Origin of the sequence: Nocardiopsis deserti (assembly GCF_008638355.1) — a bacterium.
GTDB lineage: Bacteria > Actinomycetota > Actinomycetes > Streptosporangiales > Streptosporangiaceae > Nocardiopsis > Nocardiopsis alborubida.
The window spans coordinates 1-24629 of sequence record NZ_VWVS01000018.1 but is presented as its reverse complement, the minus strand read 5'-3'; the positions used below and the strand labels follow the sequence as shown (position 1 = coordinate 24629).

Annotated in this window: 20 protein-coding genes and 2 tRNA genes; 17 read left to right on the top strand and 5 right to left on the bottom strand. The window is 71.8% G+C overall.

Going from position 1 to position 24629, the window contains the following annotated elements; translation table 11 throughout:
* The first annotated feature begins 123 nt into the window (after window positions 1-123).
* Complete coding sequence (locus tag FYW99_RS24045; RefSeq protein WP_150254308.1) at window positions 124-1563, top strand: amidase; 1440 nt, start codon at window positions 124-126, stop codon at window positions 1561-1563.
* A gap of 120 nt (window positions 1564-1683) precedes the next feature.
* On the opposite strand, the gene FYW99_RS24040 is transcribed toward FYW99_RS24045, so the two are convergent.
* Window positions 1684-3006, bottom strand: a complete 1323-nt coding sequence (locus tag FYW99_RS24040; RefSeq protein WP_150254307.1) for an MFS transporter — start codon at window positions 3004-3006, stop codon at window positions 1684-1686.
* A 195-nt stretch (window positions 3007-3201) separates the two neighbouring features.
* Here FYW99_RS24040 and malQ point away from each other — a divergent pair, with 195 nt between their 5' ends.
* A complete protein-coding gene (malQ, locus tag FYW99_RS24035; RefSeq protein WP_150254306.1) occupies window positions 3202-5235 on the top strand; it encodes a 4-alpha-glucanotransferase in 2034 nt (677 codons plus the stop codon).
* 293 nt (window positions 5236-5528) lie between these two features.
* On the opposite strand, the gene pepN is transcribed toward malQ, so the two are convergent.
* On the bottom strand, window positions 5529-8075 hold the full coding sequence (gene pepN, locus FYW99_RS24030; RefSeq protein WP_150254305.1) for an aminopeptidase N: 2547 nt from the start codon (window positions 8073-8075) through the stop codon (window positions 5529-5531).
* A 213-nt stretch (window positions 8076-8288) separates the two neighbouring features.
* On the opposite strand from pepN, the gene FYW99_RS24025 reads away from it, so the two are divergent.
* The 10 genes from FYW99_RS24025 (at window position 8289) to FYW99_RS23990 (ending at window position 17330) form a co-directional block, all read left to right on the top strand.
* A complete protein-coding gene (locus FYW99_RS24025) occupies window positions 8289-8924 on the top strand; it encodes a mycothiol-dependent nitroreductase Rv2466c family protein (RefSeq protein WP_150254304.1) in 636 nt (211 codons plus the stop codon).
* Between the two features lie 141 nt (window positions 8925-9065).
* Window positions 9066-9221: a hypothetical protein gene (locus FYW99_RS31925; RefSeq protein ID WP_168444187.1), complete on the top strand. Its 156-nt coding sequence runs from the start codon at window positions 9066-9068 to the stop codon at window positions 9219-9221.
* 188 nt (window positions 9222-9409) lie between these two features.
* The gene (locus tag FYW99_RS24020; RefSeq protein WP_150254303.1) at window positions 9410-10831 is read left to right on the top strand and encodes an aldehyde dehydrogenase family protein; all 1422 of its coding nucleotides are present in this window, start codon (window positions 9410-9412) and stop codon (window positions 10829-10831) included.
* A gap of 188 nt (window positions 10832-11019) precedes the next feature.
* Window positions 11020-11169, top strand: coding sequence for a hypothetical protein (locus tag FYW99_RS31920; protein WP_168444188.1), 150 nt, complete (start codon window positions 11020-11022; stop codon window positions 11167-11169).
* A gap of 85 nt (window positions 11170-11254) precedes the next feature.
* On the top strand, window positions 11255-11722 hold the full coding sequence (locus FYW99_RS24015; protein ID WP_150254302.1) for a ribose-5-phosphate isomerase: 468 nt from the start codon (window positions 11255-11257) through the stop codon (window positions 11720-11722).
* Between the two features lie 778 nt (window positions 11723-12500).
* Window positions 12501-13604 carry a PP2C family protein-serine/threonine phosphatase gene (locus tag FYW99_RS24010; protein ID WP_150254301.1) on the top strand — a complete coding sequence of 368 codons (1104 nt, stop codon included), beginning with the start codon at window positions 12501-12503 and terminating at the stop codon, window positions 13602-13604.
* 365 nt (window positions 13605-13969) lie between these two features.
* Window positions 13970-15313 carry a magnesium transporter gene (gene mgtE / locus FYW99_RS24005; protein ID WP_150254300.1) on the top strand — a complete coding sequence of 448 codons (1344 nt, stop codon included), beginning with the start codon at window positions 13970-13972 and terminating at the stop codon, window positions 15311-15313.
* 94 nt (window positions 15314-15407) lie between these two features.
* Window positions 15408-15650 carry an Rv0909 family putative TA system antitoxin gene (locus tag FYW99_RS24000; protein ID WP_150254299.1) on the top strand — a complete coding sequence of 81 codons (243 nt, stop codon included), beginning with the start codon at window positions 15408-15410 and terminating at the stop codon, window positions 15648-15650.
* A gap of 46 nt (window positions 15651-15696) precedes the next feature.
* Window positions 15697-16620 (top strand): M23 family metallopeptidase, encoded by a 924-nt coding sequence (locus FYW99_RS23995; RefSeq protein ID WP_150254298.1) that lies wholly within the window; start codon window positions 15697-15699, stop codon window positions 16618-16620.
* Window positions 16621-16763: 143 nt separating this feature from the next.
* Window positions 16764-17330, top strand: coding sequence for a (2Fe-2S) ferredoxin domain-containing protein (locus tag FYW99_RS23990; protein WP_223839485.1), 567 nt, complete (start codon window positions 16764-16766; stop codon window positions 17328-17330).
* A 107-nt stretch (window positions 17331-17437) separates the two neighbouring features.
* Here the strand turns inward: FYW99_RS23990 and FYW99_RS23985 are convergent, their stop codons facing one another.
* From FYW99_RS23985 to FYW99_RS23975, 3 genes are all read right to left on the bottom strand, one after another.
* The gene (locus FYW99_RS23985; RefSeq protein ID WP_150254404.1) at window positions 17438-19300 is read right to left on the bottom strand and encodes an ABC transporter ATP-binding protein; all 1863 of its coding nucleotides are present in this window, start codon (window positions 19298-19300) and stop codon (window positions 17438-17440) included.
* A gap of 171 nt (window positions 19301-19471) precedes the next feature.
* Window positions 19472-19975, bottom strand: coding sequence for an adenylyltransferase/cytidyltransferase family protein (locus FYW99_RS23980; protein ID WP_150254296.1), 504 nt, complete (start codon window positions 19973-19975; stop codon window positions 19472-19474).
* A gap of 527 nt (window positions 19976-20502) precedes the next feature.
* Window positions 20503-20576: transfer RNA gene (locus FYW99_RS23975), tRNA-Gly, on the bottom strand.
* Between the two features lie 117 nt (window positions 20577-20693).
* Here FYW99_RS23975 and FYW99_RS23970 point away from each other — a divergent pair.
* The 5 genes from FYW99_RS23970 to FYW99_RS23950 form a co-directional block, all read left to right on the top strand.
* Window positions 20694-20768, top strand: a tRNA-Pro gene (locus FYW99_RS23970).
* A gap of 230 nt (window positions 20769-20998) precedes the next feature.
* Window positions 20999-22489 (top strand): trigger factor, encoded by a 1491-nt coding sequence (gene tig, locus FYW99_RS23965; RefSeq protein ID WP_150254295.1) that lies wholly within the window; start codon window positions 20999-21001, stop codon window positions 22487-22489.
* A gap of 216 nt (window positions 22490-22705) precedes the next feature.
* Window positions 22706-23338 carry a ClpP family protease gene (locus tag FYW99_RS23960; RefSeq protein WP_082768643.1) on the top strand — a complete coding sequence of 211 codons (633 nt, stop codon included), beginning with the start codon at window positions 22706-22708 and terminating at the stop codon, window positions 23336-23338.
* Window positions 23339-23386: 48 nt separating this feature from the next.
* Window positions 23387-24046 carry an ATP-dependent Clp protease proteolytic subunit gene (locus FYW99_RS23955; RefSeq protein WP_150254294.1) on the top strand — a complete coding sequence of 220 codons (660 nt, stop codon included), beginning with the start codon at window positions 23387-23389 and terminating at the stop codon, window positions 24044-24046.
* Between the two features lie 286 nt (window positions 24047-24332).
* On the top strand, window positions 24333-24629 hold a 297-nt coding region (locus FYW99_RS23950), incomplete at its 3' end, for a ClpX C4-type zinc finger protein (RefSeq protein WP_312038756.1).

Below are 24629 nucleotides of genomic sequence, written 5' to 3'. Positions count from 1 at the left end.
TTCCTTGGCGCGTAAGCGTGTCGGCCGCCTCAGGACAGGGAATGCTTACCTTTTGGTCAGTCTCTCTGGAGAAGCGGGTCCTCCCCGCGGTGCCCTGCGGTGTGCCCGCTAACCTGGCCCGCCATGACCCAGATCCATGACCTTCCGGCCCACCGCCTCCTCGCGATGGTCCGCAGTCGTGAGTTGTCGCCTACTGAGATCACTGAGCACTTCCTGGACCGGATCGAGCGGTATGACCACCTCGTCGGTGCGTACATTACGGTCACCCCGGAAAAGGCGCTCGAACAAGCCCGTTACGCGCAGAACCGGGTGATGGCCGACACGCCAGACGCCTTGCCGCCCCTCCTCGGGCTCCCCGTGCCCGTCAAGGACCTCGACCCGGTCGCCGGGGTCCGCATGACCCAGGGCTCGCCGGTCTTCCGCGACGCCGTCGCCCCGACCGACTCCGGCATGGTCGCCCGGCTGCGCGCCGCGGGCGCGGTCCTGCCGGGAAAGACCAACACCCCCGAGTTCGGGTCGAGCTGCTACACCGAGAACACCGTCGCCCCGCCCTCCCGCAACCCCTGGAACACCGACCTGTCCCCGGGCGGCTCCAGCGGAGGCGCCGCGGCGGCCGTCGCCGCCGGACTCGCCCCCGCGGCCCAGGGCAGCGACGGCGGCGGCTCGATCCGCATCCCCGCCAGCGCGTGCGGGCTCTTCGGCCTCAAGCCCACCCGCGGCCGGATCTCCGGTGCGCCCCTCAAACCCGACCTCGCGGGCCTGTCCACCGCCGGACCCCTCACCCGCGGCGTCCGCGACGCCGCCCTCCTCCTGGACGCCATGGCCTTCTCCGGACCGGGCGACCACTTCACCGCACCGCCCCTGCCGCCGGGCGAGACGTTCGCCGACCACGTGGGCCGCGAACCCGGGCGCCTGCGCATCGGCTGCCACGCCACCACCGGCTCCGCCGGGATCCCCGTGCACCCCCACGTCCTGGCCGCACACGAGGAGGCCGTCCGCCTCCTGACCGACCTGGGACACCAGGTGGAGGAGGTCCCCGCCCCCGGGGACGCCCACTTCGGCGGCTCCTTCATGGCGGACTTCGGGGTGGTCTGGGCGGCGATGGCCTCGGCCACGCCGGTCGACCCCGCCCGCGAGGCCGAGCTGAGCCCCCTCAACCGGTGGCTGCGCGGGCGGGCCCGCGCCACGCCCGTCCCCGACTACATCGCCGCCTGCGCCCGCCTCCAGCGCGGCGTCCGCTCCCTCGTCGCCGCGACCGAGCCCCTCGACGCGGTGCTCTCGCCCGTGCTGGCCACGCCCCCGGTTCCGCTGGGGCACTTCACCGGCGACGGCCCCGAGGAGGAGTTCCGGCGGATGACCGCGTTCGCGCCCTTCACCTCGGTCTACAACGTCTCGGGCCAGCCCTCGGTCAGCGTCCCCCTGCACTGGTCGCCCGAGGGGCTGCCGATCGGCGTCATGCTCACCGGCCGCATGGGCGGCGAGGGCACACTGCTGTCGCTGTCCGCGCAGCTCGAACGCGCGCGCCCGTGGGCCCGTCGCGCCGCGCCGGTCCGCGTCGGCTGAGCGCCCCGGGCCCGCCCCTCCGCCGTGATCCCGTACTCATAGCGCGTCCTGACCGTCCAACCCCGCTGAGACGCAGTTCAGAGCTCTCGTGACACACCAGCAACGTTTCTGGCCGGTCCGCTAACGGGACTCGTCGGGCACGGCGGCCGCCTCGACGCCCGCCGCCGCGCCGTGCACCGGCGGGGCCTCCAGCACGCTCCCGACGTCCTCGACGGCGGGGCCGCCCGACCCCTCGTCGGTCTCGGGACGCGGCTCGGGCACGAACAGGCTCAGCAGCGCCGACACCAGCACCAGCAGCGCGGCCCCCAGCATGCCGCCCGCGATCCCCATGAGGTCGATCAGGCCGCCGGACAGCGGACCGGCCACCGCCCCGCCCACGCCCAGCGCCGTGGACATCCACCCGAAGGCCTCGGCCCGCCGACGCGCGGGGGCCAGGTCGCCCAGACGGCCCATGACCGCGGCCAGGGTCGGCGCCAGCGCCATACCGGACAGGAACAGCAGCGGTGTGACCAGCAGCGGCGTCGGCAGCTGCGCGATCGGCGGCACGAACGGCACCAGCACCGCCACGCCCAGCGCCGAGCCGAAGCAGCGGCGCACCAGGTGGGGACGGCCGCGCAGCGCGCCCGCGATGGCCCCGCCCACCAGCGATCCCAGCGCCCACACCGAGGCCAGCACCATCACGTACTGCGGGGCGCCGAGCTCGTTGGCCCACGCCACGATCACCAGGTCCACGCTCATGATCCCGCTGACCATCAGCAGACACATGAGGAACAGCGCCACCAGCGCCGGGCTGCGCAGCAGGCTCCGGCGGGGACCCCGCGGCTCCTCCCCGACTCCCTCCTCGGTCGGCGGGGGACCGGTCACCCCGGCCCGCCGCAGCCCGAGTGCGAACCCGACCGAGCCGAGCAGCGCCACCACCGACAGCAGCACCAGCGCCCAGCGCGCACCGGCGAAGGCCACCACGCCCGCGGTCATGATCGGGGAGAAGACGAAGAGCAGCTCCTGGGTGGTCGCCTCGGCCGCGTAGATCGCCTGCCGTTCGGGGCCGCGCGTCAGCCGCGGCCACAGCGCCCGCACGATCTGGTTCGCCGGGGAGCCGAAGGCTCCGGTGCCCAGCGCGAGCGGGAGCGAGAGCCACCACAGCTGCGCGGGGAGCAGGACCAGGCCCAGCAGACCCGCGCTGAACACCACGCCGCACACCAGCACCAGCCGGTCGGTGCCGCCCCGGTCGGCCATCCGCCCGCGCAGCGGCCCCACCAGCGCCATGCCCAGGGTGAAGGCGCCCGCGACCAGTCCGGCCAGGGTGTAGGAGTCGGTCCACCCCTCCACCAGAAAGGTGACCGCGATCATCAGCCCCGGCATGTAGAAGCGCGCGGCCAGGGACCAGGCCAGCAGGGGCAGGACGTGGGGGACGGCGAAGAGCCGCCGGTAGTTCGCGAGCACACCCCGATTATGCAGATGTCGAGGACGTACGGCGATCGCTTTGACGGCCCGTACAGGGCGCTCCTTTGTACGTGCTGGACAGTCCGGAGGCGCCGCACGGGGAACCGTTATCGGCCCGCACCCGGGACACGTTCTGGTCCCACGCCGGAACGGCCTCCGGTGTACGGAGGCCCTGGTAGGGCATGATCGGATTCTGTGAGGGACGTTCAGCTGGCACGGTTGGCAGAGCAGCACGGAGTCGCGACGACCTACGAGGACTGGCGGGGGCGCAGGGTCCCGGTCAGTCCCGACACCATTCGCCATGTCCTGGCCGCCCTGGGCGTGGACCCGTCGGTCCCGGGCCCCGGGGCCGCCCCGGGCCCGCTGCCGCCCGCGGTGGTCGTCCGCGAGGGCAAGGCGCCCGACCTGGTGCTCCCCGAGGGGGCGCGCAGCGTCGTCGAGACCTCCGGCGGCTCCCTGCTGCCCTTCGGCCCGGGACTACCGCTGGGCGTGCACACCCTGCGCGTCACCGACGGCTCCGCCGAGCGCACCGCGCCCCTGCTCGTGGCCCCCGACCGCATCGAACCCAGCGCGCTCAGGGACAACCCGCGCCTGTGGGGGATCATGGCCCAGGTCTACAGCGTGCGCTCCCGCGCCTCCTGGGGCACCGGTGACCTGCGCGACCTCGCAGAGCTCACCGACTGGAGCGCACGCGACCTGGGCGCCGACTTCACCCTGATCAACCCGGTGCACGCCACCGAGCCGCTGCCCCCGGTGGAGCCCTCGCCCTACCTGCCGGTGAGCCGCCGCTACGCCAGCCCCCTCTACATCCGCATCGAGGACGTGCCCGAGTACGCCCGGCTCGACCCCGCCCAGCGCGAGGGCATCCAGCGCCTGGCCCGGCCGCTGCGCGAACGCGGCCGCACCGCCGACCTCCTCGACCGCGACTCCGTGTGGAGGGCCAAGCGCGCCGCCCTGGAGGTGCTCTTCGAGTCGCCCCGCGCCCCCGGCCGCGAGGCCTCTCTGCGCGCCTACCTCGAACGCGAGGGCCGACCGCTGGTCGAGTTCGCCACCTGGTCGGCCCTGGCCGAGCAGCACGGCACCGACTACCGGGCCTGGCCGCACGGGCTGCGCGCGGTCCACAGCCGCGCCGTCGGCGAGGAGGCCCTGCGCCGGTGGCCCGCCGTGGAGTTCCACCGCTGGCTCCAGTGGATCCTCGACGAGCAGCTCTCCCAGGCGCAGACCACCGCCGAGACCGGCGGGATGGCCGTCGGCATCGTGCACGACCTGGCGATCGGCGTGCAGGCGGGCGGCGCGGACGCGTGGATGTACGGGAACGCGCTCGTGCCCGGACTGCACGTGGGTGCGCCCCCGGACGAGTTCAACCAGCAGGGGCAGGACTGGGGACAGCCGCCCTGGCACCCCCGGCACCTGGCCGAGCGCGGCTACGAACCGTTCCGCCAGATCCTCGCCCAGGCGTTCCGCTACGCGGGCGGGGTCCGCATCGACCACGTCATGGGCATGTTCCGGCTCTGGTGCGTGCCCGAGGGCGCCTCCGCGGCCGAGGGCGCCTACGTCAGGTTCGACCACGAGGGCATGGTGGGCACGCTCGCCCTGGCCGCCCACCGGGCGGACGCCGTCGTGGTCGGGGAGGACCTGGGCACCGTGGAGCCGTGGGTGCGCGGGCACCTCGCCGACCGCGGGGTCCTGGGCACCTCCGTGCTGTGGTTCGAGCAGGACGCCGACGGACGCCCGCGCCCGCCGGGGGAGTGGCGCACCGACTGCCTGGCCACGGTCGCCACCCACGACCTGCCGCCGGTGGCGTCGTTCCTGTCCACCGAGCACGTGGAGCTGCGCGACCGGCTGGGGCTGCTCGGCCGCCCCGTGGAGGAGGAGCGCGCCGACGCCGAGTCCCGGGTGGAGCGCTGGCGCGAGCTCCTGGTGGAGCTGGGCCTGCTCGACGACGACGTCGACCCGGTGGCCGACCCGGCCGCCGTGGTGGCGGCCATGCACGCCTACCTGGTGGCCACCCCCGCCCGCATGATCGGGGTCGCGCTCACCGACGTGGTGGGGGAGCGGCGCATGCAGAACCAGCCCGGCACCAGCGACGAGTACCCGAACTGGCGCATCCCGCTCACCAGCGGCGAGGGCGAGCCGGTCCTGGTGGACGAACTGCTCGCCGACCCGCGCATGGTGGCGCGCATCCGTCGCACCCTCGGAGCGGTCGGCGGCCGTGACCGCGCCTCCTAGCGGACCCGGAACCGTTGCCGGTGTGACGCGAGGGGTCCTGGCCTGAGTTGATCTTGTACTCGTGGCGAGTCTCGGCGGCCGAGATCGGCTGTAAGTACAAGATCACGGTGGCGGGTGTCTGGGCCGGTGCGCCCTTTCGGTCCCGGAACCGGACACCGGGGCAGGTGCCTCCGACGGACGCGCGCGGGGCGGTCCCTGGCCTTCGCCCGGAAGCGGCCCGCACGGCCGGGGCCGAACACGCGGGCGCGCCCGCCCCGCCTGCGACGGCGGAGCGGGCGCGCCGCTTCTCCGCCCTACTTCTGGCGCTCGCCCGCGGCGATGTCGGCGGCCCGGGCGCGCAGGGCCCGCTCCACTCCCGCGCGGCCCTCGACCAGCAGGCGGCGCAGCGCCGGGGCCGGGTCGGACCCGGCGATGTAGGCGTCCGTGCGCTCCAGCGTCGCCTCCTCCACCAGACCGCTCGGGTAGACCACCTCGGCGAAGGTCTGCGCGAACTCGCCCGTCCACTTCTCCCAGGCCGGGCCCAGCTGCGCGAAGTACCTCTCCGCGTACGGCCGGTACAGCTCGGCCTGGCCCGGCTCGGTGAAGCCCAGCAGGACCGCGCGGAACTCGGCGTTGGCCAGCTCCTCGCCCACGATCCGCTCCCACGCCGCGGCCTTGGCCTCGGCGGTGGGGATCGCGGCCCGGGCCCCGGCGGCGTTGCGCTGCCCGGCCGCCGTGGCGTCGCGCTCCAGCTCGGCGGCGATCTCCGCCTCCCCGGCCTTGCCCGTCGCGACCAGGCGGCGCAGCAGCGTCCACCGCAGGTCGGTGTCCACGACCAGCCCGTCCACGGTGATCGCGCCGTCCAGCAGGCCCTGGACCAGGGACAGGTGGGCGTCGCTCACCGCCGAGGCGGCCAGCGCGTTGGTGTAGGCCAGCTGGAGGTCGCCACCCGGCTCGGCCGCGGTCAGCAGCTCGCGCAGCCGCTCGGAGAGCTGCTCGAAGCCGAACGGGCGCCACGCCGGGTCGGCGTACATGTGCAGCGCCGTGTTGGCCTGGCGCAGCAGGGTCTGGGCGACCATGACGTCGTTCACGCCGCTGATCCCGGAGATGACCAGGGAGACGTAGTCGCGGGCGGCCATCTCGCCGTCGCGGGTCATGTCCCAGGCGGCGCCGAAGGCCAGCGCGCGGGGCAGGGACTCGCGGATCTCGCCGACGCACTCCACCACGGTGCGCAGGGAGCGCTCGTCCAGACGGACCTTGGTGAAGGTCAGGTCGTCGTCGTTGATCAGGACCAGGTCCGGCCGGACCCGGCCGACCAGCTCCGGCACCTCGGTGCGCTCGCCGCGCACGTCCAGCTCCACGCGCTCACGGCGCACGACGCCCTCGTCGGTGCGGTCGTACAGGCCGATCGCCAGACGGTGCGAGCGCAGCGTCGGGTGGTCGGCCGGAGCCTCCTGGAGCACGGTGAACGAGGTGAAGCGGCCCTCGGCGTCCACCTCGAACTCCGGGCGCATCGTGTTGACGCCCGTGGTCTCCAGCCAGTCGCGCGACCAGCCCGACAGGTCGCGCCCCGAGGCGGCCTCCAGGTGCTTGAGCAGGTCCCGCAGCTCGGTGTTGCCGAACGCGTTCTCCTTGCAGTAGGCGCGCACGCCCGCGAAGAACGCGTCCACGCCCACGTACGCCGCGAGCTGCTTGAGCACCGAGGCGCCCTTGGCGTAGGTGATGCCGTCGAAGTTGACCTCGACCGCCTGGATGTCGACCATGTCGGCGGCGACCGGGTGGGTGGAGGGCAGCTGGTCCTGGCGCAGCGCCCAGCTCTTCTCCACGTTCGCGAACGTCGTCCAGGCGTCGGTCCACTTGGTGGCGTTGGCCTGGCAGTACACGCTGGCGTAGGTCGCGAACGACTCGTTCAGCCACAGGTCGTCCCACCAGCGCATGGTGACCAGGTCGCCGAACCACATGTGCGCCATCTCGTGCAGGATCGTCTCGGCGCGGCGCTCGTAGCGGGCGTCGGTGACCCGCGAGCGGAAGACGTAGTCCTCCAGGAACGTGACCGCGCCCGCGTTCTCCATGGCGCCCGCGTTGAACTCGGGCACGAACAGCTGGTCGTACTTGCCGAACGGGTAGCGCAGGTCGAACAGCCCGTGGAAGAAGTCGAAGCCCTGCTTGGTGACCTCGAACAGGGCGTCGGAGTCCAGGTGCTCGGCCAGCGAGGCGCGGCAGTACAGGCCCAGCGGGATGCCGTCGTGCTCGTCGCGCACCACGTGGTAGGGGCCCGCGATCAGCGCGGTGATGTAGGTGGACATCACCGGCGTGGCCGGGAAGTGCCAGCGCACCCGCTCCTCGCCCGCGGCCTCGCGCTCCACGTCGGGCGCGCTGTTGGACACGACCTCCCACGAGGGGGGAGCGAACACCGTCAGCTCGAAGGTCGCCTTGAGGTCGGGCTGGTCGAAGCACGCGAACATGCGGTGCGCGTCGGCCGTCTCGAACTGGGTGTACAGGTACACCGAGTCGTCGACGGGGTCCACGAACCGGTGCAGGCCCTCGCCGGTGCGCATGTACGCGGCGTCGGCGACGACCGTCAGCTCGTTGTCCGCGGCCACTGCGGGGAGGACGAGGCGCTCGCCGTCGAACAGCTCGGCCGCGTCCAGTTCGGCGCCGTTCAGCGTCGCCGCGCGGATCGCGGGGGCTGCCAGCTCGACGAACGTCCGCGCCCCGGGCTCCGAACTGGAGAACCGGATCACGGTGGTGGACCTGAAGGTCTCGGCACCGGTGGTCAGGTCCAGCTCCACGGCGTAGGAGTCGACGCTGAGAATCCGCGCCCGCTCACGAGCCTCGTCCCGTGTCAGGTTCCCTGCCACGCCACGCTCCCTCCACGGCCGCCGTCGTCGCCGGCCGGATCGTTGCCGACCACGGCGAGTCCGCCGCCTGGGGTGGAGCGTCGTCGGGGCCGGAGGTCGTCTTCCACTCGCCTCGATCCTGCCACGCGCCGGGACGGAATGCGCAACCGATAACCGGGGTTGCACTCCTACGACCCGAAGTGTGCACACCTTTTCGCGATCCGAGGAGCAGCGATGACGCAGACCCCCGACTCCGGCGACGGACAGGAGACCGTCCACGCGGACATGTGGTTCGACCCCGCGTGCCCGTGGGCCTGGATCACCTCGCGCTGGCTCGTCGAGGTGGAGAAGGTCCGACCGGTTCGCGTGCGCTGGCACGTGATGAGCCTGGGCGTGCTCAACGAGGGACGCGACCTGCCCCAGGACTACCGCGAGAGCATCGACAGGTCCTGGGAGGCGGTGCGGGTGTGCGTCGCCGCCGAGCAGCGCTTCGGCCCCGAGGTCCTGGGCGGTCTGTACACGGCCCTGGGCACCCGCTTCCACAACGGCGGCGAGTCGCGCACCACGGACACGGTCCGCGCGGCGCTGGCCGAGGTCGGGCTGCCCGAGGACCTGGCCGAGGCGGGCGCGTCCACCGAGTACGACGAGGCCCTGCGCGCCTCGCACGCCGAGGCGATGAAGCTGGTCGGCGAGGACGTGGGCACCCCCGTCGTCCAGGTCGCCGACACCGCCTTCTTCGGGCCGGTCGTCACGCCGATCCCGCGCGGCGAGGCGGCCGGGAAGCTCTGGGACGGCGTGCTCCTGGTCGCCGGGACCGACGGGTTCTTCGAGCTCAAGCGGACCCGCACCCGGAATCCCGTCTTCGACTGACCCGCGCCCGCCGGGACGGGGCCCGCGGCCCCGGCCCGGCGGGGCGGACAGCCGCGGCGCGCCGGGACGGGTGCACACTGGAGACGAACACCGGCGGCGGGCAGGGGTCCGCCGCGACGAACGCGAAGGGGGCGGGGGACCGTGTCCGGACCCGACGACGAGCGCAGGGTCGACTTCCTCGACGACCTCGACATCCTGCCCGACACCACCGGCGACGAGAGGGGCCCCGGCTGGGGCGACTCCGACGACGACTCCACCGCGCGCCTCCTCTCCGAGCGCCCCCCGCACTGGGACTGACCGGGCGCGCCGCCGGCCCGACGGCCGGCCCCGCCGGGGCCCGCAGCTGAGCCGAGCCCCGGCGCCCTCGCACCGGAGCTGACCAGGCGCCCCTGCGGGCGGGGCGGGCGGCCGCCCCGCATCGGGGAAAGCACCGGCCCGGCGTTCCGGTCTGGTCAACCCGAATCCCGTTCTGCGACAGTGGGGCCATGCGATCCCTCTACATCGACGGCGCCTGGCGCGACTCCGCCTCCAGTGAGGCACTGGACGTGGTCAACCCGGCGACCGAGCAGGTCATCGACACCGTTCCGGCCGGGGCGGCCGAGGACGTCGACGCCGCGGTCGCGGCGGCAGCGGCGGCCCTCCCCGCCTGGTCCGCCCTCACACCCGGGCAGCGCGTCACCCACCTGGCCAAGGCCCTGGAGCTGTTCAACGCCCGCGTCGACGACATCGCCGCGGAACTCACCCGGGACATGGGCGCTCCCGCGGTGTTCGCCCGCAAGGTCCAGGCGGGCCTGCCCGCCCTCATGTTCCAGACCTACATCGACCTGGTCGAGGAGACCGGGGAGCGCTACTTCGGCGGCGAGAGGGTGGGCAACTCGCTCATCGTGCGCGAGCCCGTCGGCGTGGTCGGCGCCATCACCCCGTGGAACTACCCGCTCCACCAGATCGTGCTCAAGGTGGTCCCCGCCCTCCTGGCGGGCAACACCGTCGTCCTCAAGCCCAGCGAGGTCGCCCCGCTCAGCGCCTACGCCCTCACCGAGGTGTTCCACGAGGCGGGCCTGCCCGCGGGCGTGTTCAACCTGGTGTCGGGCACCGGCCCGGTCGTCGGCGAGGCCATCGCCGCGCACCCCCGCGTGGACATGGTGTCCTTCACCGGCTCCACGCGCGCCGGGACCCGGGTCAGCCAGGTCGCCGCGGAGACCGTCAAGAAGGTCGCCCTGGAGCTGGGCGGCAAGTCCCCCAACGTCATCCTGCCCGGAGCCGACCTGGTCAAGGCGGTCAAGCGCGGCGTCGCCGACGTCATGCGCAACACCGGCCAGAGCTGCAACGCGCTCACCCGCATGCTGGTGCACCGCGACTCCTACGAGGAGGCGGTCGCCCTGGCCGCCGAGTCCGCTGCCAAGTACGCGCCCGGCGACCCCGGGGACGAGGCCACCCGCATGGGCCCGCTGGTCTCCGCCGACCAGCTGGAGCGGGTCCGCTCCTACCTCGCGCTCGGGGTGGAGGAGGGCGCCCGCCTGGTCACCGGCGGCCCCGAACCGGTCGAGGGCCACGCGAACGGCTACTACGTCAGCCCGACGGTCTTCGCCGACGTGAGCAACGACATGCGCATCGCCCAGGAGGAGATCTTCGGCCCGGTGCTGGTCCTGATCCCCTACGACACGGAGGAGGAGGCGGTCGCCATCGCCAACGACACCGTGTACGGGCTCAACGCCGCGGTGTGGTCCGGCGACCCCGAGCAGGGACTGGCCGTCGCCCGGCGCCTGCGGGCCGGACAGGTGGAGGTCAACGGCGGCGCCCTCAACCCGCGCGCGCCCTTCGGCGGCTACAAGCGCTCCGGCAACGGCCGCGAGTGGGGCGCCCACGGCCTGGAGGAGTTCTGCGAGGTCAAGGCCCTCCAGCTGTGACGCCGAGCGTGCGCCGGGCCCCGCGGAACCCGGCGCACGCCCCGGTGCCGCGGGGCCGTCGACGGGTGTGCGCGGACTCACGGTCCCCGCGGCTCCCCGCATGGAATCGGCCCCGGTGAGAACCACGTTGTGTGGTGTGGAAAAATTTCCGACGGGATATCCCTGGTCGAACCCTAACGAGGTGGAAGTTGAGCAAGAAGCCCGCGGTCTCCAAGGCAGGTCCGATCGGTAAGGACCTCAAGGCGATCGTCCTCTACAACGTGATCGCCATCGGCTCGATGGCCCTCTTCGCCGTCCTCGGGCTGAGTGTCGCCGCTGCGGCCTCCGGCTCCCTCTGAGGGACACGAGTACCACCGCGCCCCGCCTCGCCCCAGCGAGCGGGGCGCTGCGCTTGTCACCGCCGTGACCTGCCAGACTGGACCCGTGCGTGTTTACCTTGGATCAGATCATGCGGGCTACGAGCTCAAAGAACACCTCGTCTCCTGGCTGAGGGAGCAGGGCCACGACGTCGTCGACGCCGGGCCCGCCGCCTACGACGCCGCGGACGACTACCCGCCCTTCGTGCTGCGCGCGGCCGAGGGGGCCGCCTCCGACAAGGGCGCCCTGGGCGTCGTCATCGGCGGCTCCGGCAACGGCGAGCAGATCGCCGCGAACAAGGTCAGGGGCGTGCGCGCGGCCCTGGCCTGGAGCGAGGACACCGCCCGCCTGGCGCGTGAGCACAACGACGCCAACGTGCTCAGCCTCGGCGCGAGGATGCACTCCGAGCAGGAGGCCACCCGTTTCGTGGAGATCTTCCTCGCCACCCCGTACAGCGACGAGGACCGGCACACCCGCCGCATCGCGATGCTGACGGCCTACGAGGAGACCGGCGAGCTCCCCCCGCTTCCCTGAGCAGTGTTTTTTGGGGGACCTCCGCTCCGCTTCGGCCCGCCACCGCCCGCCGGGTGCGCTCCGCGGCGGGGCGGGCCACCGCCCTCAACGGACGCTGCGCGCAGCACTTTCCTGTTCGGGCGCCCTTCGACGCGGGAACCGGGTTGAGGCGGGCACAGCGGTGCCTCCGGTGAGACGGCCCGTGCCCACACCGTCGCCCGCCGCCACCTCCAGAACCCCGTGGGCGCCCGAACCGCCTCCCGTGCGGCGCCGGAAGGCCCCACGCGGGGGTGTCCGTACGCGCGGAGCGACCTCCGGCGCGGGCCGGGGGCCGGGGGACCCTGGCCCGCGCCGCCGCCCCGTGGGAGCCTGGGACCGGACCGCGCCGACGGGGCGTGGACCCGACCGGGCGACCGGCGGTGGGCCCCGGCGGCGAGGGAGCGTCCGAGAGGGGTGGACATCCCGGCTTACGGAACGGGTTTCGGACGCCGGGACGATGCCCGAATCCACACGCTCGGTTATCGGCTGAACCCAAATCCTCGGTTTGGGTGGAGAACACTGCTGGTTGCACGTGCCACGGCGACACCCCCCGCGCTACAGTTCGTGCACAGTTGCGGGTCTCACTGCCCGCGGCGCGGCGGTGCCCTCCGGTCGGCACCTCCGGCAACCACGGCCAGGGCGTCCCCCACACCGCCCCGTACGCCGGCCCCCGGCGGCGACGCGGCCCCGCGCCCATCCCGACCGTGCCGTCCGAGAACCGAACCCCCGCTGGTGAGCGGGTGTGCAATGCAGGGGACACATGAAGCCCACACCGACCGCCAAGACCACCCGGCTACTGCGCTCCACCGCGCAGCGGCTCGTCGCGGTGCTCCGGCGCAAGGTGCTGTTCCGCTACCGGCTCGTCCTGATCACCCTCGTCGCCCTGGCCGTCGGCGTCGGCGTCGGCGCCGTGTGGGGGCCCACCGGCTGGTTCCCGCCCAGCTCCACCATCCTCACCGTCCTCGCGGGCGGCCTCCTCCTCAAACGCAAGAGCCTGGCCTTCCTGCTGGCCGTGGTCGCCGCCGTCCTGCTCTTCGTCGCCTTCATGCTCGACTTCGGCCAGGTGGGCCCCGGCCTGCTGGTCACCATCGGCGTCACCGCGGTGCTGTCCTACCTGCTGTCGGGGGTGCGCGAGCGCCTCGGCGTCCAGGGACTCAGCGGCGAGATGATGCTGCTGGACCTGCGCGACCGCCTGCGCCGCCAGGGCAGGCTGCCCGGACTGCCCGAGGGCTGGGGGCGCACCGCCGTCCTTCGCCAGGCGGGCGGCTCGTCCTTCGGCGGTGACTTCGTCGTCTCCATCCGCAGGGAGAACCGGCTGGACGTGGCCGTGGTGGACGTCTCCGGCAAGGGTGTGGACGCCGGAACCCGGGCCCTGCTGCTCTCCGGCGCCTTCAGCGGCCTGATCGGGGCCGTCCCCACCCGTGACTTCCTGGCCCACTGCAACGACTACCTCATGCGCAACAGCGGCGGTGAGGGCTTCGTCACCGCCGTGCACCTGAGCGTGGACCTGGACACCGGCGAGTACCAGATCGCCTCCGCCGGGCACCCGCCCGCGCTGCACTACGACAGCGGCGGCGGGCTGTGGAGCACCACCGAGGCCAAGGGCGTGGTCCTCGGGGTCATCCCCGAGATGACCTACACCTCCGTCGAGGGCAGGCTCCGGCCCGGTGACGCCATCATGCTCTGCACCGACGGCCTCATCGAGACCCCGGGCGAGGACCTCGACGCCGGGATCGACCGCCTCCTCGGCGCGGCCGAGCAGCTCGTCCCGCGCGGTTTCGCCACCGGAGCGGACGAGATCGTGGACACCCTCAGCAAGGACAAGAACGACGACTGCGCCCTGGTCGTCCTCTGGCGCGACTGACCCGCCGCCCGCCGGCCGCTTCTGGTGGGTGAGGGGTCGTCCGGTGCGTTCCCAGACTGCTTCGTCTCCCGCCCGTCGGCTGCTTCTGGTGGGGGAAGGATCGCCCGGTGTGCCCTCAGACCGCTCCGACGGGTAGGGTCGGAGTGCTCCCCGTCCCGCGTACGGCGGTCAGACCGTACACGTCCCCGGATCACCGTGCCCGCCTTTTCCGCCCCCGGAGACCCACCCGACGCACGGTTCACCACACCAGTGACGACGGGACCGGAGCGGGGCCGTGGAACCACCGGCCCACCGCTTTTCCCAGGATCCGGTGCCGCCCGTGGTGCTTCCCACCGGGCGCAGAAGAATGCGAGGGGGTGCTTCGCATGTCAGAAGGCGAGCGCGCTGAAGAACTGATCGATCTGGTCGAGAACAACGACCTGACCGGTATCCGGCTCTGGTTGGCCGAACACAGGCCCTACGAGATCGCCGACGAACTCTCCCGCATGGACGGCGGCGATGCGATCATCCCCTTCCGGCTCCTGGACAAGGACCGCGAGCTGGAGGTCTTCGAGGAACTCGACCCCGGCCAGCAGCAGTCCATCCTGCTGGGACTGCGCGACACGGCCTTCCACGAGATCCTGGAGGAGATGGACCCGGACGACCGGGCCCGTCTCATCGGAGAGGCGCCCGCCAAGATCGCCACCCGCGCCCTGGCCGGGCTCAGCCCCGCCGAACGCAGGATGACCGCCGCCCTGCTGGGCTACCCCGAGGACTCCGTCGGCCGGTACATGACCCCCGAGACGGTCATCCTGCACCGCGACCTCGCGGTGGGCCGCGCCCTGGAAGTCGTGCGCGCGAGGGGGGCGGACGCCGAAACCATCTACACCCTGCCGGTGGTCAGCGACGGCCGACGCATGGTCGGGACGGTGACGCTGGGCGACCTGGTGGTCAGCGACGACGAACGACTGATCAAGGACATCGTGGACGTGTTCGCGCCGCGCGTGCGCGCCACGGAGCCGGTCGAGGACGCCGCCCGCCTGATGCAGGAGGCCAACCTGGTCGCCCTGGCGGTGGTGGACTCCGAGGAGCGCTTCGTGGGTCTGCTGACCTTCGACGACGCCCTGGAGGTCATCGAGGCCGCCGACTCCGAGGACATGGCCCTCCAGTCAGGGGCGAGCCCGGTCGGCGAGCACTACGTGTCCGTCGGCGTGCTGCGCCTGGTCGGTGCGCGCTCGGTGTGGCTGATGCTGCTCATCGTGGCGGCCACGCTCACGGTCAACGTGATGCAGGCCTTCGAGTCGGCCCTGGAGGCGGTCACCGCCCTGGCCCTGTTCGTGCCGATGCTCATCGGCACGGGCGGCAACGTCGGCGCCCAGTCGGCCACCGCGATCGTGCGCGCCCTCGCCGTCGGCGAGGTCCGGGTGCGCGACCTGCCGTCGGTGATCTGGAAGGAGGCCCGGGTCGGCCTGCTGCTGGGACTCCTCCTCGCCGCGCTGGCCCTGGCCATCGGCTCCCTGCTGGTGGGCGTGGACGTCGCCGTGGTGGTGGCGTGCTCGGTGATCGCGGTGTGCACGTGGGCGGCGGTCATCGGCTCGTCCATGCCGCTGTTCGCCCGCAAGGTGGGTGTGGACCCGGCGGTGGTGTCCTCGCCGATGGTGACCACCATCGTGGACGCCACGGGCCTGCTCATCTACTTCTCCATCGCCACCGTGGTCCTGGGCGTCTGACCTGGTCCCCGCGCCGACACCGGACGCCCCACCGGCATGAACGGGGCGGGAACCGGGTATCGCGACAGGGCAGGACGGATCGAGGGAGGATTCCATGTCCGGTACCGGAGATGCGTTCAAACGGCTGAAGAAGGCCGTCGACGACAACGCCGAACAGGCCCAGGGTCTGGTGGGCAAGGCCGCCAGAGCCGCGAAGAAGGCCACCGGCGGCGCCCACGACGACAGGATCGACCGGGGCGCCGGAGCCGCGACTGAGTACCTGCGCAAGCGCGCTCGCGGGGACGGGGAGACCCGGCAGGACGGGGAGGTCCGGGGGGACGGGGAGAACCGAAGGTAACGCGCCCCGTCTTCGGTCGGGGCGGGCGGGGCGTCCACAATGAGGGATGCCCTCACCCGCCCCGCACCGCCCCCCGGCCCCCTCCGGCCGCCCCGTCCCCCGCTGGCCGCTGCTGCTCGCCAGGGTCCGCATGCCGCTGATGTGGGCGGCCACCCTCGCCCTCCTCGCCGGTTACCTCGGCCTCTCCTGGTGGGCGGGCGGCACGCTGTTCGCCGCCGCGCTGGCCGTGTACCTGCGCCTGGGCACCGTGCGGTGCGAGCCCCGGGTACTGGAGCCGCCGGTGCGGGGCAGGTGGATGGCGCTCACCAGCCCCGTGGACAACGTGCCGAGCCAGGGCAGCCACGCCTACGGGCAGACCCACGCGCTCGGCCTGGTCGCCGAACCCGGCGCGGGCGCCCGCCCCGACATCGGCTGGCGGCCGCTCAGCCGCCCGCCGGGCGACTTCCCGGCCTTCGGCCAGCCCGTGTACGCCCCCGCCGACGGAACGGTGGTGACCGCGCACGGGCGCCAGCGCGACCACCGCAGCCGCAACTCCTGGCCGTGGCTGTTCGGCTCGGTCGTGGAGAACACGCTGCGTGAGCTGCGCGGCCCGGCCGGACCGCTCGGCAACCACCTGGTGATCGACGTGGGCGGCGCCTACGTGCTCCTGGGCCACCTGGAACGCGGGTCGCTGGCGGTCCGCCGGGGCGACCGCGTCCGGGCCGGCCAGGCGGTGGCCCGCTGCGGGAACTCCGGCGCCTGCACCGAGCCCCAGGTGCGGGTGCAGCTCATGGACCGCCCGGGACCGATGTTCGCCGCCGGGCTGCCGTTCGTGTGGGCGCCGGGATGGAACGGCGGGGACGGCGGGGCGGGGCTGCCCGAGACCTGGCGCCCCGCGGTGGTCGCCGGACCCGGACACGGGGGCGTGCCGGTGGAGGAGGTCGGCCCCGATGGCGTACCCGCTGGTCAGGAGGTTCCGACGACGGATTAGGCTGATGAGGTAAGGCGAACCTAACGGTTCGTGTGGTCCGGCGGGAGTGCGGAGGGAGAGGTGTGGACACGGTCGAAGGACGTCCCTGCCAGCTCACGGTGTGCCGGGGCTGCTGCTGCGGTACCAGGAAGAAGGTCCCAGGGGTGGACCACAAGGCCCAGCTCGCCCGCCTCAGGGCCATCGACGACCACTCCGGCCGCAGCGTTCCCGTCCGCACCAGCAAGTGCCTGGGCATCTGCTTCCAGGCCAACGTGGTGGTCGTCCAGCCGTCCTCGGCGGGGCGGGCCGCCGGAGGCCGTCCGGTGTGGCTGGGGGAGGTCACCGAGGACAAGCTGGTCGAGGCCGTCGACGACTGGATCTTCGAGGGCGGGCCCGGCATCGCACCGCTGCCCGCGCTCCTGGCCGACCACGTGACCTCCAAGGACGCCAAGAAGCAGAAGAAGCGCAAGAAGCCCAAGCACTCCAAGGCGGCCAAGAAGGAGCGCAAGAAGGAGAAGCGCGGGAACGCCGCCCCTCCGGACGGGGACGGCGGGAAGGCGGGGAAGAAGAAGGACAAGAAGTCCAGGAAGGACGGCGGGAAGAAGAAGGACAAGAAGTCCAGGAAGGACGGCGGGAAGAAGAAGGACAAGAAGTCCAAGGAGGACGGCAAGAAGGCCAAGGCGGGGAAGCCCACGAAGGACGGGAAGGGCGGCAGGTCCGGCAAGGACTGACTCGGAGTCCCCGGCGGCCGCGTCGCGCCCGGCGCCGGAGGGGCCCCGGCGGACGGTCGACCGGCCGCGCCGGAAACCGTCCCACCGGTCGTTCCCCGGCACGGGTGCTAACGGCTCTGCGGCGCGAACTGGGTCCGGTACAGCGCCGTGTACAGCCCGCCCTGGTCCAGCAGATCGTCGTGCGTGCCGCGCTCCAGGATCCGGCCGTCCTCCAGCACCAGGATCTGGTCCGCCTCGCGCACCGTCGCCAGCCGGTGCGCGATCACCAGCGAGGTCCGCCCCTCCAGCGCCACGGACAGCGCCTCCTGCACGGCCGCCTCGGACCCGGAGTCCAGGTGGGCCGTCGCCTCGTCCAGCACCACCACCGACGGAGCCTTCAGTAGCAGTCGTGCGATCGCCAGCCGCTGCTTCTCACCGCCGGACAGCCGGTACCCGCGGTCACCGACCATCGTGTCCAGCCCGTTGGGCAATTGGTCCAGGAGGGTGCCCAGCCGTGCCATCCGCAGCACCTCCTCCAGTTCGGCGTCGGTCGCCTCCGGCCGGGCGTACCGCAGGTTCGCCCCCACCGTGTCGTGGAACAGCTGCGCGTCCTGGGTGACCACGCCGACCGCCTCGCGCAGTGAGTCGCCGGTCGCCTCGCGCAGGTCCAGCCCGCCCATGAGCACACGGCCCTCGGTCGGGTCGTACAGGCGCGACACCAGGTGCGTCAGCGTCGTCTTGCCCGCGCCGGACGGCCCCACCAGGGCCACCATGGCCCCCGGCTCCGCACGGAACGACACCCCGCTCAGCACCTGGGTGTCCTCGTCCACCGACGCCTGCGGCGTCAGCTCCAGCGACGCCACCGACGTCTCCTTCGCCCCCGGGTAGCGGAACGACACGTTGTCGAACTCCACGCCCAGCCGCCCCGCGGGCAGGTCCCGGGCGTCGGGGCTCTCCTTGATCCCCGGCTCCAGGTCCAGCACCTCGAAGACCCGGTCGAAGGAGACCAGCGCGGTCATGATCTCCACGTGCACGTTGGACAGCGTCGTCACCGGGCCGTACAGGCGGGCGAGCAGGGTGGTCAGCGCCACCAGCGTGCCCACCTCGAAGGCCCCGTCGATCGCCAGCACACCGCCGACCCCGTAGACCATCGCCATCGCCAGCGCGGTGATCAGGCCCAGCAGGCTGAACAGCAGCGAGCCGAACACCGCCTGGCGGATGCCCAGTTCCCGGACCCGCGCCGCGCGCCGGGAGAAGCCCGCCGACTCCTCCTCGGGGCGTCCGTACAGCTTGACCAGCATCGCCCCGCCGACGTTGAACCGCTCCGTCATCAGCGAGCTCATGTCCGCGTTGGTGTCCATCGCGTCGCGGGAGATGTGCGCCAACCGCCGCCCGATCACCTTGGCCGGGATCACGAACAGCGGGACCAGGGCCAGCGCGATCAGCGTCACCTGCCACGACAGGGCGAGCATCGTCACGATCACCGCGGTCGCGCTGACCAGGTTGGACACCACCGATTGCAGGACCGAGGTGATCGCCCGCTGCGCGCCCACCACGTCCGTGTTCAGGCGGCTGATCAGCGAGCCCGTCTGCGTACGGGTGAAGAAGGCCACCGGCATCCGCTGCACGTGGGTGAACACCTGCGTGCGCAGCTGGTAGATGACCCCCTCGCCGATCCGGGAGGACAGCCACCTGCCGAGCAGGGTCAGCCCGCTCTCCAGCACAGCCAGCCCCGCCGCGGCGAGCGCCAGCCACACCACCAGCGCGGTGTTCCCGGTCAGGATGCCACGGTCGATGATGGCCTTGAGCAGGAGCGGGTTGGCGACCACGATCCCGGAGCCGACCGTCGTCACCAGCAGGAAGCACAGGATCACCCGCCAGTGCGGGCGGGCGTAGGAGATGATGCGCCGGGTGATTCCGGGGGGCAGCGACTGCCCCTTCGCGCTCCCGTCGTTGACCAGGGCCCTGTAGGAGGGCCTGCCGGACATCATTGTCATGAACAGCCTCGTTCTGCTTGCCTATGCGCCACGCAAGCGTCAACACCGGTGCGTGTGCACCGCTTCCCCGGCCGCGTGGGCGCGCGGAGAGGGGCCCGGACGCGTCGGGGCGGGGGCGGGGCCGCCGGACGTCGCGACGGGCCGGGTGGGGGCGTTCTGGCGGTACTAGAGGGAGTGGGCGAGGCGGCCCAGAGCCGCGGTGGTGGACCGGCCCGGGGTGAAGGGCAGCTCCCAGGCCTGCGCGCCGAGCGCGTCGGCGCCGCGGATCTTGGCCTGGGTGTAGCGGTCCCCCGCGGTGTAGGCCAGGGCTGCGGGGGCCAGGGGGCGCAGGACCTCGGCGTAGGAGGACCAGTCGGCGACCTCGGGCGGCCCCTCGATGACGAACGAGCCGGTGACGCAGGCCAGGGCGGCCACGGTCTCGGCCCGCTCCTCCGCGGGGTTCACGGGCCGTCCCGGGCCCTTCCAGGCGTGTACGCGCGCGTCGGACTCCACACCCACCACGAGGGGCAGCCCCCGGTCGGCGATGGACCGGAGGAAGCGGACGTGTCCGACGTGCAGGACGTCGAAGGCCCCGGTGACGACCGCCGGTCGCACCAGGGAGTCGGGACGCTCGAACCAGTGGGCGCTCAGCGCGGTGCCGGGGTCCCGTGTCGCTTCCGTGTCCGTCATTCCACCACCCGTTCGGCAGGCCTGAGGGCGCCCGGATCCGTTCGCGCCCGCGGGCTCGCCCGAAAGGTCAACGTACCCGTTCGGGACGGGTATTCCTTCTCGGGGCGCACCGGCCGAACACGGTTCGTCCTCGGAGCGGGGGAGCGACTCGAAAATGTGAGCTACCTCACTGGAGGAGTCGCCCAATGGAATGCCGGAAACGTCCGAAATCCTGACAGAAGGCGGGGCTGTCCTCTGGAGGGAATGGCAGGGTGAGGCAGGAGATGCGGTGCGCGGCTCGGCCCGGGTGGTGTGCGGGGGTGCGGGGGTCGCCCCCCGGAGGAAATGGCGAAGCGAGCTGGCACGTGAGTGCACGGCTCGGCCCGGGTGGTGTGCGGGGGTGCGGGGGTCGTCCCCCGGAGGGAATGGCGAAGCGAGCTGGCACGTGAGTGCGCGGCTCGGCCCGGGTGGTGTGCGGGGGTGCGGGGGTCGTCCCCCGGAGGAAATGGCGAAGCGAGCTGGCACGTGAGTGCACAGCTCGCCCCGAGTGGAGCGGGCGACGAGAATCGAACTCGCATGGCCAGCTTGGAAGGCTGGTGTTCTACCATTGAACTACGCCCGCGTGGCACCGGAGACTTCGAGTGTCCTCTAGACTCGTGGAGCCGACGGGGACAAGACTACAGTCTCCGGAGCCGTGGTCGCACACCCCTTTCAGGAGTGCCATCCTTGGTTCGGCACACGGGGTGTAGCGCAGCTTGGTTAGCGCGCATGCTTTGGGAGCATGAGGCCGCGGGTTCGAATCCCGCCACCCCGACGAAAAAACCACCGCGGCAGCGGCTCCGGCCGTGCGCCGTGGCCCCCTGTCTATCTGCCCTAGACTTGGTGCGATCAGCAGGAAACTGTAAGTCCCAGCCCGTCGCAGGGCACCCCAGCTGGATGCGGTCGTCAAAGACCCCGGGGGTGCGCGCGTGCCTTTCGCCGTTGTGTGTGGTGCGCCTGCGGGCCGACGCGGACACCAGCCGGCAAACCTAGGAGTACCGCCCCGTGAAGACCGATGTCGAGGAGCTGAGCCCCACCCGGGTCAAGCTGACCGTCGAGGTGCCCTTCGAGGAACTCGATCACGCTTTCGACGTGACCTACAAGTCGCTCGCCAAGCAGGTCCGGATCAAGGGCTTCCGCCCTGGCAAGGCGCCGGCGCGGCTGATCGACCGTTACGTCGGCCGCGGCGCGGTGATCAGCGAAGCGGTCAACCACGCCGTTCCGGAGCTCTACAACGAAGCCATCCAGAAGGAGGAGCTCTTCGCGCTCGGCCAGCCCGACGTGGAGGTCACCAAGCTGGAGGACAACGACGAGCTCGCCTTCACGGCCGAGGTCGACGTCCGCCCCAAGTTCGAGGTCGAGGACTACAAGGGCATCGAGGTCACCGTTGACAGCGCCGAGGTGACCGACGAGCAGGTCGACGAGCAGATCGGCACCCTGCGCGAGCGCTTCTCCACCCTGGTGGGCGTGGAGCGCCCCGTCGAGGACGGCGACCACCTGTCCATCGACCTGTCCGCCGCCATCGACGGTGAGAAGCTCGAGGACGTCGCGGTCAGCGGCTACTCCTACGAGGTCGGCACCAACACCATGCTGGAGGGCCTCGACGAGACCCTGCGCGGCATGGAGGCCGGCGGCGAGACCACCTTCACCACCACCCTCGTCGGTGGTGAGCACGAGGGCCAGGAGGCGGACGTCACCGTCACCGTGCACAGCGTGAAGGTCAAGGAGCTGCCCGAGCTGGACGACGAGTTCGCCCAGCTGGCCTCGGAGTTCGACACCATCGACGAGCTGCGTGCGGACGTGCGCAACCGCATGGGCGAGGTCCGCCGCCTCCAGCAGCTCTCCGCCGCCCGTGACAAGGCCCTGGAGCAGCTGATCGACTCCGTCGACATCCCGCTGCCCGAGACGGTCGTGGAGGAGGAGATCACCCGCCGCCGCCAGAGCCTGGAGCAGCAGCTCGCGCAGAGCGGTCTCACCAAGGAGGCCTACCTCGAGTCGCAGGAGAAGACCGAGGAGGAGTTCGACGAGGAGCTGACCACCGGCGCCCGCTCCGCGGTCAAGGCCGGGTTCATCCTCGACCAGCTGGCCATCCAGGAGGACCTGAGCGCCGACCAGGGTGAGCTCAGCCAGTACGTCTTCGAGCAGGCCCAGCGCATGGGTGTGAGCCCGGACCAGCTGGCCCAGCACCTGGTCGAGTCCAACCAGATCCGCGTCGCCTTCACCGAGGTCGTCCGCGGCAAGGCCATGGACCTGGTCCTGGCCGGTGCCCGGATCACCGACGAGGACGGCAACGTCGTCGAGCAGGAGACCGCCGAGGAGGAGGCCGCCAAGGCCGCCGCCGTCGCCGCCGGTGAGGCCCTGGAGACCGTCGAGGACGACGCCGGGAGCGACACCGAGGACGAGGCCGCCGAGGCCAAGGCCGACGACGCCAAGGCCGCCGAGGCCAAGGCCGCCGAGGCCAAGGCCGACGACGCCAAGGCCGACGAGGCCAAGTAGGCCCCGGGCAGTCCCGGGCTTCGCGCCTACGGGCCCCGTCCGACCTCCGGGTCGGGCGGGGCCCGCGTCGTGTTCGCCTGTGGAAGAACGTGCTGTACGGGGACCGTGCCACCCTGCGCTCAAAGCGAACAGGGGCGCGAACCGGACGAGCGCGGTGCCGCGCGGCGTTAGTGTCGCTGTATCGCAACCGTTTCGATTCCGGAGCAGGTGACGAGAGTGCCGTCGACCTTTGAAGAGTCCCCGCGTTTCGACGCCCGTACGTCGGAGACGCAGATTTCCCCTTTGCTTGAGCAGACGCCTCAGCGCCTGTTGCGCCAGCGAATCGTCTTCCTCGGCCAGCAGGTCGATGACGAGATCGCCAACCGCCTGGTGGGTGAGCTGCTGCTGCTGTCCGCGGAGGACCGCCAGCGGGACATCACCATGTACATCAACTCGCCCGGTGGTTCCGTGACCGCGGGCATGGCGATCTACGACGTCATGCAGTACATCCCCAACGACGTGCGCACCGTGGGTATCGGTATGGCCGCGTCCATGGGCCAGATGCTCCTGTGCGCCGGGGCGCCGGGCAAGCGCTACGCGCTGCCGCACACCCGCGTCATGATGCACCAGCCGTCCGGCGGCATCGGTGGTACCGCCTCCGACATCCGCATCCTGGCCGACCAGCTGCTCTACGTGAAGAAGATGTTCATCGAGAAGATCTCCGAGCACACGGGCCAGACGGTCGAGCAGATCGAGAAGGACGCCGACCGCGACCGCTGGTTCACGGCCCAGGAGTCCAAGGAGTACGGATTCATCGACGAGGTCCTCGAAGGGACCCTCGACGTGACCCAGGGCCGAACCCAGAGTTGATCCGTCGGACCTCATCCCAGGAACGGCGCAGTGCGTGGAAGGCGTGAAATGACCGAGTTCAACCCCAGTCTCATCGGCGGCGCGGCCTCGATGGCCCCCCAGGGCCGCTACGTCCTGCCGTCCTACGTGGAGCGGACGTCCTACGGCGTCAAGGAGATGAATCCGTACAACAAGCTCTTCGAGGAGCGGATCATCTTCGTCGGCGTCCAGATCGACGACACGTCGGCCAACGACCTGATGGCCCAGCTCATCACCCTGGAGCAGCTCGACTCCGAGCGGGACATCCAGATGTACATCAACTCGCCGGGCGGCTCGTTCACCTCCCTCATGGCGATCTACGACACGATGCAGTTCGTCCGCCCCGACATCCAGACGGTGTGCATCGGCCAGGCTGCCTCGGCCGCCGCGATCCTGCTCGCTGGCGGGACGGCGGGCAAGCGCGGTGCGCTGCCCAACGCCCGCATCCTGATCCACCAGCCCGCGACCGAGGGCATGCACGGCCAGGCCAGCGACATCGAGATCCAGGCGAACGAGATCACCCGTATCCGTACGCAGCTGGAGACCACCCTGGCCCGCCACACCGGGCACTCCGTCGAGCAGGTCTCCAAGGACATCGAGCGGGACAAGATCCTCACCGCCGAGGAGGCCAAGGACTACGGCATCATCGACTTCGTGCTGCCCTACCGCAAGGCTTCCCTGAAGTCCTGAAGCAGGGTCGAGGCACAGCCGGACGGTCTGACCGGGCGCGCACACGCGGCGCCGGGGCAGGTCGTTCCGGCGGAGGTGAAGCGCAGGCCGGACCGGCCCATGACCCGCCTGGGGGAGCCCGGTGGTGAAGCCGGTCCGGTTTTTCGCTTAGTCTGACGGAGAGCGACACACAGATCGCCTCGTCCGTGACCACCGCTGTGGACGGTCACGGAAGATTTTCGACTTCCGGGCGGTTGCCCGCGCGAGCGGCACCGACGGGGCGGCCTTAGTTTTGAGGAGTGGCTGGGTGGCACGCATCGGCGACGGCGGGGACCTGTTGAAGTGCTCGTTCTGCGGCAAGAGCCAGAAGCAGGTGAAGAAGCTCATCGCCGGCCCCGGCGTGTACATCTGCGATGAGTGCATTGATCTGTGCAACGAGATCATCGAAGAGGAACTCGCCGACGCCACCGAGCTCACCTGGGACTCTCTGCCCAAGCCTCGGGAGATCTACGAGTTCCTGGACTCGTATGTGATCGGTCAGGAGCAGGCCAAGAAGGCGTTGTCGGTGGCGGTGTACAACCACTACAAGCGGGTGCGTTCGGAG